This is a genomic window from Clostridium sp. AF32-12BH (assembly GCF_003477935.1).
In the GTDB taxonomy this organism is placed as follows: Bacteria; Bacillota; Clostridia; order Lachnospirales; family Lachnospiraceae; genus Brotaphodocola.
In genome coordinates this window covers 177,108-193,366 of sequence record NZ_QUEH01000006.1, presented here as the reverse complement: position 1 = coordinate 193,366, position 16,259 = coordinate 177,108, and the positions used below count along the sequence as shown (strand labels likewise).

Below are 16,259 nucleotides of genomic sequence, written 5' to 3'. Positions count from 1 at the left end.
CATTCCACCTGGCATGATTTTTGCTATTTATCATAAGATAAGGCATCTTATTTCTGCCCGATTCTATTTGTTACTGTTCACGCGCTGCGCAGACAGCAACGGATTTTGTGGTGTTTTGCATCATCACAGTTACAAACCTTTACAGTAAGGAGGACGTTTCTATATGGCCATCTTAGGATGTATCGCAGACGATTTCACCGGAGCAAGCGATGCTGCTTCGTTTCTTGTAAAAGGCGGCATGAGCGTACAGCTCTACAACGGAATTCCAGAAGACACCGCCGACTTAAAACCGGTTCAGGCGATCGTGATCGCCTTAAAGTCCCGGACACAGGAAACTGCACAGGCAGTTTCGGACAGCTTAAAAGCCGCTGCATTTTTACAAGATCAGGGAATCTCCCACCTTTATTTTAAATACTGTTCCACCTTCGACTCCACACCGCACGGCAACATCGGACCGGTATGTGATGCACTCATGAAGCAGATGCACGCTTCCTATTCCCTTCTGTGCCCGTCCCTGCCTGTCAATGGACGGACCGTCCGTAACGGAAACCTTTTCGTAAACGGAGTCCCGCTGAATGAAAGCCCCATGAAAGATCACCCGCTTACGCCAATGTGGGACAGCCGGATTGCAGAACTGATGCGTCCGCAAAGCCAGTACCCCTGCCAGGTTCTTCCACGCGGCACCGCGTGGCATGAGCCGGAGCCGGAACATGCGGAACCATTTTACCTGATTCCTGATTACGAAACCGATGAGGACGGCACATTTATCGCCCGGCAGTTTGGTTATCTGCCGTTTTTGTCCGGAGGCAGCGGACTTTTAAAACCACTGGCAGAATGTTTAATCCCGGCTTCCGAGAAATCCGGACAAATTCCGCAGACAGCCGTTCCAGGCAAAGCCATCCTGATCGCAGGCAGCTGTTCCAAAATGACGCTTGCGCAGATTGCTGACTATCAGGCACAAAACATGCCATCCGTACGCATGGATCCGCTCGCCCTTTTAAACGGCACACAAACCCTGGATCAAATCTGGGAATTTATCGAGCAGCACACAACGAAGGATCAGGCTGTTCTTGTATACAGTTCTGATACCCCGGACAAAATCCGCAAATATCAGGAATTCGGGACCGAAAAGATTGCCGCATTGCTGGAACAGACTTCCGCCAATCTGGCACAAAAAGCAGTTGAACATGGTTATACCCGCATCATTTCTGCCGGCGGCGAAACCTCCGGTGCCATCACAAAAGGACTTCATTTCTCCTCTTACCAGATTGGAGAAAGCATTGCCCCGGGTGTCCCGGTCATGATTCCGGCAACACGTTCCGACATTCGCCTGGTATTGAAAAGCGGAAACTTTGGACAGGAGGATTTCTTCTCCCGTGCCCTTGCCATGACAAAAGAAAAATAATTTATGGAGGCATTGTTTATGAATACAGATCAGGAATTAGAACAGAAATTAGAAGACGCCGTGTGGGCAGCACACAGCCTTTTTGAGCGGGGAAAAACTTCCGGTTCTTCCGCCAATATGAGTTTCTATCATGATGGGAAAATTTATGTCAGCGCCAGCGGAACCTGCTTTGGCACGCTGACCAAAGACGATTTTTCCGTCCTGCTTCCGGATGGCACACACGTAGCAGGAAGAAAACCGAGTAAGGAATGGCCGCTGCATCTGGCTCTTTTTGCAAAATCACCAGATATCAAGGCAGTCATTCATACGCACAGTCCCTATTCCATTCTGTGGAGTTTCGTCCCGGATTTAAATGAAACCGACTGCATTCCGGATCACACACCTTATCTGAAAATGAAACTGGGCACAGTCGGCATGATTCCATACGAAAAACCAGGTTCCCAGGAACTCTTTGCCGCATTCCGCGAACGCGCTGCTGCCAGCGATGGCTATCTTCTGAAAGCACACGGTCCCGTTGTTCCGGGCAAATCCATTATGGATGCATTTTACTGTCTGGAAGAGCTGGAGGAAAGTGCGCATATTGCGTGGGAACTGTATCGCGCGAAACTGGGCTGATATCAGACCAGAATTGCAGACCACAAATCACTGAGCAAAAACCCGAAATATCCGGCAAGTTTCGTCGGATATTTCGGGTTTTCTTTGGGTTTTCTTTGAGTTTTCTTCGTATTTTCTGCGTGATTTCTTCGGCCCTCTTCGCATTTTCTACGTGTTCCTGCGAACTATTTACAAATCACAGATCCATCCTTAATAACCATGCTAAGGTCCAGATTTTCCTGAAGCAGCACAATATCTGCTTTTTTCCCTTCTGATATCGAACCATATGTATCATACACGCCCAGACACTTTGCCGGATTTGCCGTTGCACAGGCTACTGCCGTCTCAAACGGAATGCCCATCACCTTCACAACGGTGCGCATGCAGTCCATCAGATTTGTCACGGAGCCAGCCAGCGCACCGCCATCTACCAGAGTCGCATGGTTTCCATGCACCTGAACGTCCAGTCCGCCCAGCGTATAGGTACCGTCCGGCATGCCCGTAGCGCGCATGCTGTCACTAATCAGGATCATGCGGTCAGCTCCCATCATGGCGAACGTTGCACGCACCACAGACGGATGAATGTGGACATTATCACAGATGATTTCCACCATCACATGCTTACTGTCCGCCACGGCGCCCATCACGCCCGGCGCCCGGTGCGTAAACGGCGGCATGGCGTTATACAGATGCACTGCATGGTTCGCACCAGCCTGAAATGCTGCCATCGCCGTATCGTAATCGGCATTGGTGTGCGCCAGGGAAATATCCACAGAGTCTTTCATTTTTTCAATAAACTCCTCCGATTGTTCACTTTCTTCCGGTGCAATTCCGATAAACTTCACCAGTCCTTCGGATGCAGTAAGAAAACGTTTTGCGATCTCCACGTCGCACGGAATGATATTTTTCTCATCCTGTGCACCTTTTTTCACCGGACTGATGAAAGGACCTTCCATATTGATGCCAAGCAGATCTGCTTCCGTGATTTCTGCAGCTTCCGTGACTTCTGCAGTTTCCGTGACTTCTACACCTTCTCCATTTTCGCCCGTTTTGACACAAACTCTCTGCCGTTTTTGCACTTCCTGCTTCCGTTTATATGCTGCTGCGTTTCGAAGGATTTGCTCCAACTTCTCCACCGGAAGCGTCATGGTAGCCGGTGCGATCGCTGTCACGCCCACCGAAGCCTCATACCGGGCAATGGTTTGCAATGCTTCCTCAGTTCCGTCACAGACATCCGCTCCCATACAGCCATGAAAATGAAGGTCAATGAGTCCGGGAATCGCGTAGGCACCATGTCCGTCGATGATCGTATCGTCCATTTCTCCATCCTGTCTTGAAGCAGACTCTGCCTCGGGAATAATCTGTTTTATCCGGTCTCCTTCTATTACAATATCCCCCGGCATAAATGTTTGGTTTTCTGTGTAAATCTGTACATTCTTAATGATCATATGTACACCCCCTATGGGCGTAGTATAGTTGACTCCGGACAAAATTTCAACTGATTTCTGTGTAATTTGTGTGACAGAATTTTCAGTTTGTTCCTGTCCCCCAACACGTACCTCGTAACATTTTTTGTATTGTATTTCCCGTAAAATCCGATATACTTAAAGCAGACAGCTTATTAGCTTCTATATTTATCGGGGGAATTTTTATAAGGAAAGGGGTTCGTTATGAATATTTGCAAAGCAAAACACTATCAGGATATGAGCCGCAAGGCTGCCAACATCATTTCCGCCCAGATCATCATGAAACCAGACTGCGTCCTTGGTCTCGCCACCGGATCATCTCCGATCGGCACCTACAAACAGCTGATTGAATGGTATCAGAAAGGCGATCTGGATTTTTCCCAGGTTACTACCATCAATCTGGACGAATACAAAGGCTTAAGCCCGGAAAATCCTCAGAGCTACCGCTACTTTATGAACACCAACCTATTTGACCATGTCAACATCGACAAGAGCCGCACCTTTGTCCCAAATGGACTGGAACCAGATTCCGAAACCGCCTGCAAAGCATACGAAGAGATCATCCGTAAAACCGGCGGTGTCGACCTGCAGCTTCTGGGGCTCGGCCGCAACGGACACATCGGATTCAATGAACCAGCCGATGTTTTTGAGCGGGAAACCCACTGCGTCAACCTGACTGAAAGCACCATCGAAGCCAACAAACGCTTCTTTGAATCCGAAGCGGATGTGCCGCGTCAGGCTTACACTATGGGCATTGGAAGCATCATGCTTGCCAAAAAGATTCTGGTCGTAGTCAGCGGAGAAGATAAAGCCGATGCACTAAAAGCCATGATCAGCGGTCCGATCACACCGAAGGTACCGGCATCCATCCTGCAGCTGCACAGCGATGTCACCGTGGTGGCAGATGAAGCTGCGATGAGTAAATTATAGCAATATCCCTAACGTAACAGGACCGCGGAAATTACCAAAGGCAACTTCCACGGTCCATTGTTTTACGCTCAAATTATTCACTCATTTTTCCAGGATTTCCCGCACCATCAGGTCAGCTGCTTCCTTCCAGCCATCCATGAAATGCGGAATAAATCCGTGGGATGCTTCCGGGAAGCGTTTTAAGATGACTTCCGCGCCTGCGTCTGCCAGGCAGATCGCGTAATCTTCGTCTTCATAACGGAAATTGCAGAGACCTGCAGACAGAATCAGGGTTTTTGGCTGCTTTGCCAGAATCTCTCTCGGCGCATAAAGCGGAGAATTATGAATATCCTCAAAATTTTCTTTCTTATCATCGAAGTAGAGATCTGCAAATGCCTTGCACCGCTCCATTCCAATCTGGCGGTCGTAAGCATCGATCTTGTACTGATCCGGGATACGATATTCCAGCGGAGGATAACACAAAATCTGAAGTTTTGGCACAAAGCCGCCGCGCTCTGCACAGCAGATTCCCATTGCTGCTGTCAGGGCGCCGCCGGCACTGTAACCGCCAACGCTGATATCTTTCGCCGACGCGCCCCACGTGTTTGCATGCTCTGCCACATAATCCAGCGCATCCATGCACTGATGGAGTGCCACCGGATATGGTGCTGCATCAGAAAGGGTATAGTCCAGATCTACCGTAATTCCATGAATCTGATCTGCCATGTACGCACTGAAATAAGTATCGTTTTCCCGGTGCGGACCAATAAATCCGCCTCCATGGATATTGATAAACAGCGGGCAGTTTTCTCCCCGGTTCTTTGCCCGAAGAATATCCATGCGATAGGAAAAGCCATCCACGGTGCGGCTGATGCTTTCCATCTCTTCACAAAGATTGGGATATGCCATAATTTCTTCCGGGTACAGCGGTTTGCCGGTCTGTACCGGTCTCCGGTTTGTATTTCTTATGATTTCGAGAATTTCCTGTTTTCTCTCCTCTGTCATCTTACTTTACCTCCCTGTACTCTGCTTTTTTCAGATACCGTATGATGAGGTCCTGGGCTTCTAACCATGCTCCTGTCATGCGGATGGTAAATCCATGGGCACTTCCCGGGAAAAGCCGAAATGCCACTTCGTTTCCGGCCTGTGCCAGCCGCTGTCCATAACGCTCGGTAACCGTCCGAAACGGGCAATGCTCTGCGTTGATGATCAAGGTGCGCGGCTGATTTTTCAACATTTCACCGGACGCAAAAACCGGAGAACAGTATGGGCTCTTTAATACACGTACATTTCCATCGCAGTAAAGCATGGAGAACGCGCGGCTGCGTTCATTTCCGCCCGGCTCAAACGACATTGCATTATCCAGTGCCGCATAATCCAGGATCTGAAGCGCAAATTTCATGTTTCCTGTTTTTGCTGCACGCAAGCAGATGGCTGCAGTCAGCGCACCTCCAGCGCTGTGACCGCCGATGGAAATCCGGTTCGAGTCTGCGCCAAGCTCTTTTGCATGTGCAAAAGCCCATTCTGCCACATCCCAGACCTGCTCAAACGCCGTTGGAAATACATATTCCGGTGTTACCGCATAATCGACATCCACTACAATTCCACCGATTTCGGCTGCCACCCTGGCGCAGAACAGGTCGTCATCTCCATCCTGCGGATGGACAAATCCGCCCCCGTGCAGATTAATAAACAGCGGGGCATCTTTCTCAAGATTGTTTGCTTTTGTGATCACACACCGCACCGGCACACCGGTTGACGGGCTCTCAAGCATCGTCTCTTTCTGTTCCACCTGGTTTTTGTAAGCCAGATAGCTTTCCGGGATCACGCGTTCTTTTGCTGCGTTTTTATGCATATTGGTGCGATCCAGGATTTCAAGCTGTTCCTGAAGCAACTCTTTCGTCATATCACTTTACCTCCTTAACTGTAAACCGGGAAAAAAATACTTGCGGAAATGATCAGGGAAACAGATCCCAAGATCAAAAACGGCAGCGTAAACCGAAGCAGCTTCATCGGGTTATGATTTCCAATGGAGAATGCCATCATCGCTCCGGCGCATCCGGTTGGGAATGCAATCGCCAGGCAGGATGCACCGAATACAACCAAAACAATTGCCTTTGGATTCATGCCCCCGGCCAGTGCCGTCGAAACTGCGATCGGTGTCATGATCGCAATGGTTCCATTGTTGCTTAAGAACGTAGTCATAATCACGGTAACAACACAGAACACCGTAATAACCAGGGTGCTGGACGGATTGCTTCCCAAAAGCTTCAGCACAAAATCACCGATCAGCTGACCTGCACCGGAAGAGTTCAGCGCTGAAGAAACAACCAGAACACCCGCTACGCAGAATACCATGTCACCGGCAAGTGTGCAGGAAGCTTCCTGACTGGAAACAACACCGGTCAGCACCAGGATAATGCAGCCTGCGATCGGAAGCAGATAAACCAGATTTCCAAGCTGGGTAGAAAATACAAATGCCAGCATGATGACTCCAAATACGCCCCAGACAATCTGCTCCTGACGTTTTGTCAGCTGGGATGCCTTTGTATCTTTGTTGGTGTGCTGCATCGCATTCACGTCCATCTTTGTCTTTGGAATCAGCTTCCATGCAAACAAGCAGTAGATCGTCAACACGATGGACGGGATCAGTCCCACTTTCATATAGTCAAATACACCAAGCAGGAATTCCGGATGCTCTGCTACCAGCCCCTCATAGTAAGAGTTATGGATCATCGGCAGGGTTGCACCCATACCGATCGGAAAACGTCCGAACCAGGCTGCATTGACCGCTGCGATCAGGAAATAAATTCTGGACTGTGCCAGATCACTGTCATCATCCAGTGTAACGACTAACATCAGCATGACAGACATCAGGGCAGTCATACCGATCAGCTGGGTCAATAAAATGGTGAAACCAAGAATCGCCAAAAGCAGGAAAATTCCGCTTTTCTCCTGAATGGAAGACATCCGCTTGCGGATTACGCTTACCAGACTTGTCTTTCCGATACAACCAGCTACCAGCATCATAGTTGCAACCAGAATTGTGGTTTTATTGGAAAAACCGGAAAACGCCGTGTTTAAATCTATGACTCCGGTCACTGCCAGTGCGAGCATGCAGATCATGCCAGTCAGACCGAATGATATTTTTCTCACCATAAACGATACTGCCATGAATACCAGCACCGCCAGGGTAATGATCAGTTGTGTGTTCATTATTTGTTGCCTCCTCCTTTGTACCATAAGAAAACTGCATCGTAATGATTTTGAATCCAGGCCTGATTCCAACAGGTTACTGTTTACACATGCGTACCCAGCACCTCTTATAGTTCCATCATACGCTTGAATCTTCGGATTTTCTAATATATACTAAACATAATACTATAAGAAAAAAGCATAGCATCTCTGTCCATACGCGGAATTACTGTCTCCACCGTATTTCTGACAGCAACTCAGATGCTTTTCAGGAGGAGACTCGTGAACACACTCCACTACGATTACTTCATTGCCATCGCTGAAAATAAAACACTTTCCCAGGCTGCCCGGACGCTTCATGTTTCACAGTCCGTGCTGAGCCGCTACTTGAAAAATCTGGAGGAAGAAACCGGGATCCGCCTTTTTCTCACCTCTTCCGGCTGCTATACCCTGACCCAGGCCGGACAGATTTATCTGAAAAGCGCACGCAAGATCCAGCTGCTGCAATCCCAGCTTCATCAAAAGCTGGCTCTTCTGGAACAGGATTCTCCAAACGAAGTACGTTTCGGGATTCCGCCCATCCGTGGAGGCGCTGCGCTTGCCTATATTTATCCGTATCTTCTGGAGCAGTATCCATACATTCAGGTTTCGGTGACAAACGAGGGATCTGCCTCTCTGCATGAAAAGCTTCTCGCCCATCAGCTGGATTTTATTCTTCTGATGATCGATGACTGCGAACTTCAAAGAAAATACGACTACCTGTTTTTCTCTCTTGAACAGAAACAGATCCTGCTTGGCATTCCCAGTTTTCACCCGCTCTATGACAAAGGAGGTACTGCCACCGCGCCTGCTGCCTTATCCGTTTCAGAGCTTTCTGCCATGGAAGATGCCCCGTTTATTCTCCCAGATATCGGAACCGTAATCGGGGAACGCGTCAGCCGTTTTCTGGAACAGAATCATCTGAAGTTCAATATTCAGCTCAAAACTTCGAATCGCCTGACAAACGAACATCTGCTTGCAGAAGGAAGCTATGCCGGTTTTCTGGATGAAGCAAGCGCTTTTGGTCTTCCACAGCTCCATTATTTTTCACTTCCAGGTATGCCCACTCTTTTCGAAGGATTTGCCTTTCGCAAAGGGCATGTTCTGACCCCAATGGAAAAATTTTTTATTTATCTGGAATACCGACGCCTGCACCAGGCAAATTCTGCATTTTTGTGTCCGGACGAAAACACCAGACAAATTCTGAGAGAATATGGAGAAGACTGCTTATGAATTCCAGAATTTACGAATACCTTCTGGCCATTGAAGAAGAACAGAACATCAGCCGCGCGGCAGCGCGCTGCCTGCTTTCCCAGCCAGCACTTTCCCAACAGCTGAAAATCTTTGAAGAAAAACTTGGTTTTCCGGTCTTTGCGCGCTCCAAATCTGCTATTCTTCCAACTGAACGCGGAAAAATCGTGCTGGAGACCGCAAAGCAGATTGCAAAAACAGAGCAGGAGCTTCAGGATGCTTTAACCTCCCTGAAGCAGACTGCTCTGCAAAATGTCCGTATCTATATTGAATACACCATGCGAAACATGTTCCTGAAAGACATCTGGTCGAAAGTCCTAAAACTTTATCCGCAGGCGCGGCTTACACTCACAGCCGGAGACTGTGAAAATGCCTGGCAATTTCTGGAAAATGATGTCGTTGACCTGCTTATCGTAAATACCCGGACCATGTTTTCCAAGCCCTGCATTCAGCAGATCTTTCACCAGGATTCCTATCTTCTCGCCGCATCCCGCTCCCGGTATCAGCAAATGGATCTGATCGAAAGAATGAAATCCAAAGGCTCCTGGAAGTATGACCGCGTTTTTATGAAAGAAAATTTTTCCCTTTTCCCATCCCTACAGCAACAAGCCATGGAACAAACCGGGCTGGCTGACTGCCCAAACATCGTCAAAACCAGCACGTATCAGGAAGCCGCACGCCTCTGCTGCGAAAAAGAGGGACTTAGCATTCTTCCGGAAAGTCTGTTTCATATAATAGAAGCAGACCTGCTCCATATTCCTCTGCCGGAACCATTTTTTGTAAAAGGGCTGCTTGTCTGGAAAGAAGAGCAGGCGCTGAACCCACTCTACCCCTGCATACGGAAACTGTTGGAAGAACGATACCAGGAACTGTAGCAGATTACTCCTGCTGGCCAAACAGCGGATTATCCGCTTGACTGCTCTTCCGGTCAACAACCGGATGACCTGTCAGCCGGTTATCTGACAATCCCCAGAATCTTCTCGGCCCGCACCACTTCTTCCTTCGTCGGTGCCGGTACGCCTTCCAGCGTGTACGGAATTCCCAGGTTCTGCCATTTAAACAGCCCCAAGCTGTGATATGGCAGAATCTCTACCTTTTTCACAGTCTTTAATTCCTCTAACATCCCGCGCATCGCTTTCAGATCATCCTCCTGGTCCGTCAGTCCCGGCACCAGCACATGGCGGATCCACATATCCTTTCCAGTATCCGAAAGATACTTTGCCAGATCCAAAATGTTGTCATTGTCGCAGCCGGTCAGTTCTTTATGGCGGACGCTGTCCATCTCCTTAAAGTCCAGCATCACCAGGTCTGTCACCTTCATCAGCTCCTGGAATTTGCTGAAAAACGGCTCTTCTCTGGTAAATGGATTTCCAGCCGTGTCCAGTGTGGTGTGGATGCCTTTTGCCTTCGCCAGCTTAAAAAATTCCAGCAGAAAGTCAATCTGTAAAAGTGGTTCTCCGCCGCTGACGGTAATACCGCCGTTGTTCTTCCAGTAGGTGCGGTAACGGTACACCCGGTTAAACAGATCCTTCGCGGTCCATTCTTCGCCGCCGGACATGCTCCAGGTCTCCGGGTTATGGCAGTAACGGCAGCGCATGCGGCAGCCCTGCAAAAATACCACGGTGCGGACACCCGGTCCGTCTACCAGACCAAAGGTTTCCAGGGAATGCACGTGACCCACAAGTGCTTTGTTCTCTTCCATGAACTCTCCTCCTATTTTCATTTATTCAACCAACTCCACGCTTCTCACCACGGTTCACGCAGGCACACCTGGCAGCGTAATTGGTGGAATTGTTGTCTTATTTTTCTATATTATATAGTATCTCCTAAAAAGTGAAAACACTCCGATATGGGGAAATTTTCGTTCCCCACCGGAGTGTTTTTCTTTTACTGTTTTCAAATACGCCGGTGACGCATTTTTGACATGTTATTTTTTTATATGCTGTTACACAATTCCTTACATGCTTGCGTGGCAGGTTCTGGAGATTACATCCATCTGCTGCTCTCTGGTTAAGTCGATGAACTTAACAGCATAGCCGGATACACGGATGGTGAAGTTTGCATACTCCTCTTTCTCCGGATGCTCCATAGCATCAATCAGCTTCTCGGTACCGAATACGTTTACGTTTAAGTGATGAGCGCCCTGATCGAAGTAGCCGTCCATAACCTGTACCAGGTTGTCGATACGCTCCTCTGCGCTGTGTCCCAGTGCGTCCGGGTTGATGGTCTGGGTATTGGAGATACCATCCAGAGCCCACTCGTACGGAAGCTTTGCAACAGAGTTTAAGGAAGCAAGAAGTCCGCTCTTCTCTGCGCCGTAGGACGGGTTTGCACCAGGAGATAACGGCTCGCCTGCTCTTCTTCCGTCTGGCATGTTACCGGTTGCCTTACCATATACTACGTTGGATGTAATGGTCAGGATGGAGGTAGTAGCCTCGGAATTTCTGTAGGTGTGGCGTTTCTTTAACTTCTCAAGGAAGGTCTTTAACAGCCATACAGCGATGTCATCTGCACGGTCATCGTCGTTACCGTAACGCGGGAAGTCACCCTCGGTCTCGAAGTCCATGATCATGCCTTCCTCATCACGGATTGCTTTTACCTTAGCGTACTTGATCGCACTTAAGGAGTCAACAACGTGAGAGAATCCAGCGATACCGGTAGCGAAGGTACGGCGTACATCGGTATCGATGAGAGCCATCTCAGCTGCCTCATAGAAGTACTTGTCGTGCATGTACTGGATCAGGTTTAAGGTGTTGACATACAGACCTGCCAGCCAGTCCATCATAACATCATATTTCCTGATCACTTCATCATAATCAAGGTACTCAGAGGTGATCGGTCTTAACTCCGGACCAACCTGCTCTCTGCTCTTCATGTCGCGACCGCCGTTCATAGCATACAGCAGGCACTTAGCCAGGTTTGCACGTGCGCCGAAGAACTGCATCTCTTTACCGGTCTGGGTAGCAGATACGCAGCAGCAGATGGAGTAGTCATCGCCCCATACCGGCTTCATCACGTCATCGTTCTCGTACTGAACAGAGCTGGTGTTGATGGAAATGTGAGCTGCATACTTCTTGAAGTTCATCGGAAGAGCGGAGGAGTAAAGAACCGTCATGTTCGGCTCCGGGCTCGGTCCCATGTTCTCTAAGGTGTGCAGGAAACGGTAGTCGGTCTTGGTAACCATGGAACGACCGTCTACGCCGATGCCGCCGACTTCCAGGGTAGCCCATACCGGGTCACCGGAGAACAGCTGGTTGTAGGACGGGATTCTTGCGAATTTCACCATACGGAATTTCATTACCAGATGGTCGATCAGCTCCTGTGCCTCAGCCTCGGTGAGTACACCGTTTGCAAGGTCACGCTCAATATAAATATCAAGGAAGGTGGAGATACGGCCGACACTCATTGCGGCACCGTTCTGGGTCTTAACTGCGGACAGGTATCCGAAGTACAGCCACTGAACAGCCTCTTTTGCAGTCTTAGCCGGCTGGGAGATATCGTAGCCGTAGGACTGAGCCATAACCTTCATGTCTTTCAGAGCTTTGATCTGCATGGACAGCTCTTCTCTCTGACGGATTACTTCATCAACCATGGTTCCATCGCCGCAGTTTGCGAAGTCATTCTGCTTCTCCTGGATCAGGAAATCGATACCATACAGAGCCACACGGCGGTAGTCGCCTACGATACGTCCACGGCCGTAGGTATCCGGAAGTCCGGTGATGATCTTGTTGTGACGTGCTTTCTTCATCTCAGGGGTATAAGCGTCGAATACACCCTGGTTGTGCGTACGGCAGTACTCGGTGAAGATCTTGTGCAGCTCTGGATCCGGCTCGTAACCATAGTTCTGGCAAGCCTGCTCCGCCATCTTGATACCGCCGTAAGGCATGAATGCTCTCTTTAACGGCTTATCGGTCTGAAGACCAACGATCTGCTCTAAATCCTTATCAGCCTCGCTGATGTAGCCCGGGCCATGGGAAGTGATGCCGGAAACGATATGGGTATCCATATCCAGAACGCCGCCTTTTGCGCGCTCCTCTTTCTGCAGACCCTGCAGAATTCCCCACAGTTTGTCAGTAGCCTCAGTCGGGCCAGCCAGGAAAGACTCATCGCCATCATACGGCTTATAGTTCTTCTGAATAAAGTCACGGGTGTTTACTTCCTCTTTCCAGAGGCGGCCATCAAAACCATCCCACTGCTCAAAGTTCGTCATTTGGTGTTTTCCTCCTTAAAATTGTACGGTGTTCACACAGTCTGTGTGAAACGATTGTCTGTGTTTTTGCATACTGTATACATTTTTGCCAGAAAAAAATATAACTTCTCAAACCAGAATACTTCCTGATATATGATTAGTCATATCGTCTTTCCGTCATCCGCTGCTTTGCCAAAGCTTCCGCATTCTTACGGCTGCAAGTTCTATGGATTTTGTCCAAAACAACGTTCCTTATATACATTGCAGTTTCTTTAATACCGTCATGATTTGTTAAATTCATAACGATTCATTCTAGAGCAGGCCAGTCATCTGACCTGCATATAGAATATCATATTTTTTTTAAATTGCAAGCAGTATATATGCGTTTTTTTCTCAACTTCTGACAAGTATCTGTTTTTATACAATCATTCATTTTGTCAGGATAAATGACTTTTTTTCTGTGTTATTTCCCTCTTCTTTTTGAAAAAATCCTACAAACTACAACAGACTTTCCCGGATCAGCTTTGCTGCCTGGATCACGACCATCGGTACGGCTGCGCACACAATAACCGCGATGATCTGGCGCAAACTTAAATCTGCTGCAGCAAACATTACCTGCAGCCCAGGCAAAAACAATACCGCCGCCAGCAGCAATACACCGGTTTCAAATGCCATCACGCTCCACATATTGCTGCAAAGTCCAAGACGCAAAACGGAATGGCTGCTGCGACAGTTAAATCCGTGAAACAATCGCGCCAGTGTCAATGCAGAAAAAGCCATGGTACTCGCGGTCCCCGTTCCCCCGGTCTCCATTCCCATATGATATGCCGTCATGGTACTGGCTGCGATCAGCATACCCTGCACAAACAGACGGAGCAAAAAAGGCACTGTCAGAATTCCTTCTTCCGGATTTCTCGGCGGCTGTTCCAAAAGTCCCTCCTCCTGGGGTTCCATGCCGATTGCAATCGCCGGAAGCGAATCCGTCAGCAGATTGATAAACAACAGATGTACCGGTGCAAATGGCATCGGCAAAGCCAGAACCGATGTATACAGCACGCAGAGAATCCCCGCCATATTTCCAGAAAGCAGGAACTGGATCGCATTGCGGATATTGCGGTACACGTTTCGCCCATTTGCCACCGCTCGGATCATCGTTGCAAAATTATCGTCCGTCAGGATCATGGACGCTGCATCCTTCGATACCTCCGTCCCCATAATTCCCATTGCCACACCAATATCCGCTTTTTTCAGGGCAGGGGCATCGTTCACACCGTCCCCGGTCATTGCCACGATCCGTCCCTGCCTCTGCCACGCTTCCACAATGCGGATCTTGTGTTCCGGTGAAACCCGCGCATAAACGGAAATGGAAGCCAGTTTCCGGTCCAGTTGTGCATCATTCATCTGCTCCAGCTCCTGTCCTGTCACAGCCAGGTCCCCGGGTTCCAGAATTCCAATCTTTCCGGCCACAGCCAGCGCCGTAACCTGATAATCGCCTGTGATCATCACCGGACGGATGCCCGCCCTTTTTGCCATCAGCACAGCAGGTCTGGACTCTGGTCTTGGCGGATCTGCCATAGCTGCCATTCCCAGAAAAATACAGGAGTCCTCCAAATCCAGGCTGCAGACCTGCATCGGTTCCAGCAGGCGATATGCCATAGCCAGGACCCGCAGTCCCTGCGATGCCCAGGCTTCATTCTGCTGCCGGATCTGCTCTTTTTGTTCTAATGTCATCGCCCTTACCCCATTTTTCGTGAGGACCTGATCTGCCCGTTCCAGCAAAACCTCCGGTGCCCCTTTCGTAAACAGCACAGGGGAACCATCACAAAGATGCAGCGTGCTCATTCGTTTCCGCTTCGAATCAAATGGAAGTTCCCCAAGGCGCGGCATCTCACTGCGTACTGCATCCGGCGCGATCTCGGCCCGCATTGCCATGGAAAGAAGCGCCGCCTCCGTCGGATCCCCTTTAAACAGATCTCCGTGAATGACGGCATCGTTATCCAGGATGGCCGCGTACAAAAAATATCGGTGAACCGGATTATACACGTTCAATTCTCCCGGTACCAGAATCCTGCCATCCGAAAACACTTGCTCCACAGTCATACGGTTCTGTGTCAAAGTTCCAGTCTTATCCGAACAGATCACAGACACACACCCAAGACTCTCCACCGCTTTCAGATCTTTGATAATGGCATGTTCTTTCGCCATCTGCTGCGTCCCCATAGCCTGTACGATCGTCACAATGGAACCAAGCGCTTCCGGGATGGCCGCGACCGCGAGCGCCACGGCAAACATCAACGCCTCCAGGACATTCGTTCCGCGGTACAGACTCAGCCCAAACACCAGGACACAGATAGCAAAAATCAACGCCGCAAGATGCGTACTGAACGCATCCAGACTAACCTGCAGTGGTGTTTTCTTTTCTTTTGCCGTATTCATGAGGCGGGCGATTTTTCCAAGTTCCGTCTCCATGCCTGTGGCCGTCACCACAAAAATACCGCGGCCGCCCGTCACCAGCGAACCGGAAAAGACCATGTTGGTCTGATCGCCCAGGGCAACTCCAACCACATGTTTTGCCGGTTTTCTTTCTGTTTTCGCAAGTCCAGACGCACATTCTGCCGCCCTTTTGGAGGCTGTGCCCGGCCCGGTCGGAAGCGGTGCTGCCTGTTTTTCCACAGGCAGCGACTCCCCCGTCAGCGAACTTTCATTCACCTGCAGATGATAACATTCCAGCAGACGTCCATCTGCTGCTACCATGCTTCCGGCATCCAGCAGGACAATATCGCCCGGCACCACCTTCGAAGCCGGAATTTCCCTGGCACTTCCATCCCGCATCACCTGTGCCGTCGGCGCCGACAGCTTTTTCAGGCTTTCCAGTGACTTTTTTGCCTTTTCATGCTGAACCGTCCCTAACAAGGCATTCATGATGAGCACAACAAAAATAACCGCCGCACTTTCTCCACTGCCGGAAAGCACGGAAATGACTGCCGCTGCGATCAGGATCAGGACCAGAAGATCCTGAAACTGCTTCAAAAACACCTGCCAGACCTTTTCCCCGGAATCTTCCTGCAGCACATTTTCCCCAAACTGCCCACAGCGCACATCAGCCTGCTGCTGCGAAAGTCCGCTTTTTCTGCTCTCCATTTCCCGCAAGACTTCCTCTGCCGTCATCCGATACCATTCTTTCATGTTTTGCCCCGCGCATTTTTATTTT

The 16,259-nt window shown here is 49.4% G+C and carries 12 protein-coding genes; 5 read left to right on the top strand and 7 right to left on the bottom strand.

The window, feature by feature from the left end:
• Positions 1-163 precede the first annotated feature (163 nt).
• Complete coding sequence (gene otnK, locus DWZ40_RS07845) at positions 164-1,405, top strand: 3-oxo-tetronate kinase (RefSeq protein ID WP_243035268.1); 1,242 nt, start codon at positions 164-166, stop codon at positions 1,403-1,405.
• 18 nt (positions 1,406-1,423) lie between these two features.
• The gene (locus tag DWZ40_RS20020; protein ID WP_243035266.1) at positions 1,424-2,020 is read left to right on the top strand and encodes a class II aldolase/adducin family protein; all 597 of its coding nucleotides are present in this window, start codon (positions 1,424-1,426) and stop codon (positions 2,018-2,020) included.
• A 164-nt stretch (positions 2,021-2,184) separates the two neighbouring features.
• Here DWZ40_RS20020 and nagA read toward each other — a convergent pair whose 3' ends face one another.
• The gene (nagA, locus tag DWZ40_RS07840) at positions 2,185-3,447 is read right to left on the bottom strand and encodes an N-acetylglucosamine-6-phosphate deacetylase (RefSeq protein ID WP_118542389.1); all 1,263 of its coding nucleotides are present in this window, start codon (positions 3,445-3,447) and stop codon (positions 2,185-2,187) included.
• 222 nt (positions 3,448-3,669) lie between these two features.
• On the opposite strand from nagA, the gene nagB reads away from it, so the two are divergent.
• On the top strand, positions 3,670-4,395 hold the full coding sequence (gene nagB, locus DWZ40_RS07835) for a glucosamine-6-phosphate deaminase (protein WP_118542387.1): 726 nt from the start codon (positions 3,670-3,672) through the stop codon (positions 4,393-4,395).
• Positions 4,396-4,476: 81 nt separating this feature from the next.
• On the opposite strand, the gene DWZ40_RS07830 is transcribed toward nagB, so the two are convergent.
• From DWZ40_RS07830 to DWZ40_RS07820, 3 genes are read right to left on the bottom strand one after another with little or no spacing between them, the layout of a single operon-like run.
• Positions 4,477-5,379 (bottom strand): alpha/beta hydrolase fold domain-containing protein, encoded by a 903-nt coding sequence (locus DWZ40_RS07830; protein ID WP_118542385.1) that lies wholly within the window; start codon positions 5,377-5,379, stop codon positions 4,477-4,479.
• 1 nt (position 5,380) lies between these two features.
• Positions 5,381-6,280: an alpha/beta hydrolase gene (locus tag DWZ40_RS07825; RefSeq protein WP_118531613.1), complete on the bottom strand. Its 900-nt coding sequence runs from the start codon at positions 6,278-6,280 to the stop codon at positions 5,381-5,383.
• Between the two features lie 14 nt (positions 6,281-6,294).
• Complete coding sequence (locus DWZ40_RS07820; protein WP_182430536.1) at positions 6,295-7,590, bottom strand: SLC13 family permease; 1,296 nt, start codon at positions 7,588-7,590, stop codon at positions 6,295-6,297.
• A gap of 261 nt (positions 7,591-7,851) precedes the next feature.
• Here DWZ40_RS07820 and DWZ40_RS07815 point away from each other — a divergent pair, with 261 nt between their 5' ends.
• Complete coding sequence (locus DWZ40_RS07815; protein WP_182431664.1) at positions 7,852-8,841, top strand: LysR family transcriptional regulator; 990 nt, start codon at positions 7,852-7,854, stop codon at positions 8,839-8,841.
• Complete coding sequence (locus DWZ40_RS07810; protein WP_118542379.1) at positions 8,838-9,734, top strand: LysR family transcriptional regulator; 897 nt, start codon at positions 8,838-8,840, stop codon at positions 9,732-9,734. Before DWZ40_RS07815 ends, DWZ40_RS07810 begins: the two co-directional genes overlap by 4 nt.
• 80 nt (positions 9,735-9,814) lie before the next feature.
• Here DWZ40_RS07810 and pflA read toward each other — a convergent pair whose 3' ends face one another.
• From pflA to DWZ40_RS07795, 3 genes are all read right to left on the bottom strand, one after another.
• Entirely contained in the window at positions 9,815-10,561 is a 747-nt protein-coding gene (gene pflA, locus DWZ40_RS07805; RefSeq protein ID WP_118542377.1) for a pyruvate formate-lyase-activating protein, read from the bottom strand.
• A 255-nt stretch (positions 10,562-10,816) separates the two neighbouring features.
• The gene (pflB, locus tag DWZ40_RS07800; RefSeq protein ID WP_118542375.1) at positions 10,817-13,069 is read right to left on the bottom strand and encodes a formate C-acetyltransferase; all 2,253 of its coding nucleotides are present in this window, start codon (positions 13,067-13,069) and stop codon (positions 10,817-10,819) included.
• A 477-nt stretch (positions 13,070-13,546) separates the two neighbouring features.
• Positions 13,547-16,234: a cation-translocating P-type ATPase gene (locus tag DWZ40_RS07795; protein WP_118542373.1), complete on the bottom strand. Its 2,688-nt coding sequence runs from the start codon at positions 16,232-16,234 to the stop codon at positions 13,547-13,549.
• Between the last annotated feature and the right edge of the window lie 25 nt (positions 16,235-16,259).

Coding starts and splice junctions, on each gene's coding strand:
- pflA (WP_118542377.1), bottom strand. CDS start 10,561: ATGGAAGAGAACAAAGCACTTGTGGGTCACGTGCATTCCCTGGAAACC.
- nagB (WP_118542387.1), top strand. CDS start 3,670: ATGAATATTTGCAAAGCAAAACACTATCAGGATATGAGCCGCAAGGCT.
- pflB (WP_118542375.1), bottom strand. CDS start 13,069: ATGACGAACTTTGAGCAGTGGGATGGTTTTGATGGCCGCCTCTGGAAA.
- DWZ40_RS07810 (WP_118542379.1), top strand. CDS start 8,838: ATGAATTCCAGAATTTACGAATACCTTCTGGCCATTGAAGAAGAACAG.
- nagA (WP_118542389.1), bottom strand. CDS start 3,447: ATGATCATTAAGAATGTACAGATTTACACAGAAAACCAAACATTTATG.
- DWZ40_RS07825 (WP_118531613.1), bottom strand. CDS start 6,280: ATGACGAAAGAGTTGCTTCAGGAACAGCTTGAAATCCTGGATCGCACC.
- DWZ40_RS07830 (WP_118542385.1), bottom strand. CDS start 5,379: ATGACAGAGGAGAGAAAACAGGAAATTCTCGAAATCATAAGAAATACA.
- DWZ40_RS20020 (WP_243035266.1), top strand. CDS start 1,424: ATGAATACAGATCAGGAATTAGAACAGAAATTAGAAGACGCCGTGTGG.
- DWZ40_RS07820 (WP_182430536.1), bottom strand. CDS start 7,590: ATGAACACACAACTGATCATTACCCTGGCGGTGCTGGTATTCATGGCA.
- otnK (WP_243035268.1), top strand. CDS start 164: ATGGCCATCTTAGGATGTATCGCAGACGATTTCACCGGAGCAAGCGAT.
- DWZ40_RS07795 (WP_118542373.1), bottom strand. CDS start 16,234: ATGAAAGAATGGTATCGGATGACGGCAGAGGAAGTCTTGCGGGAAATG.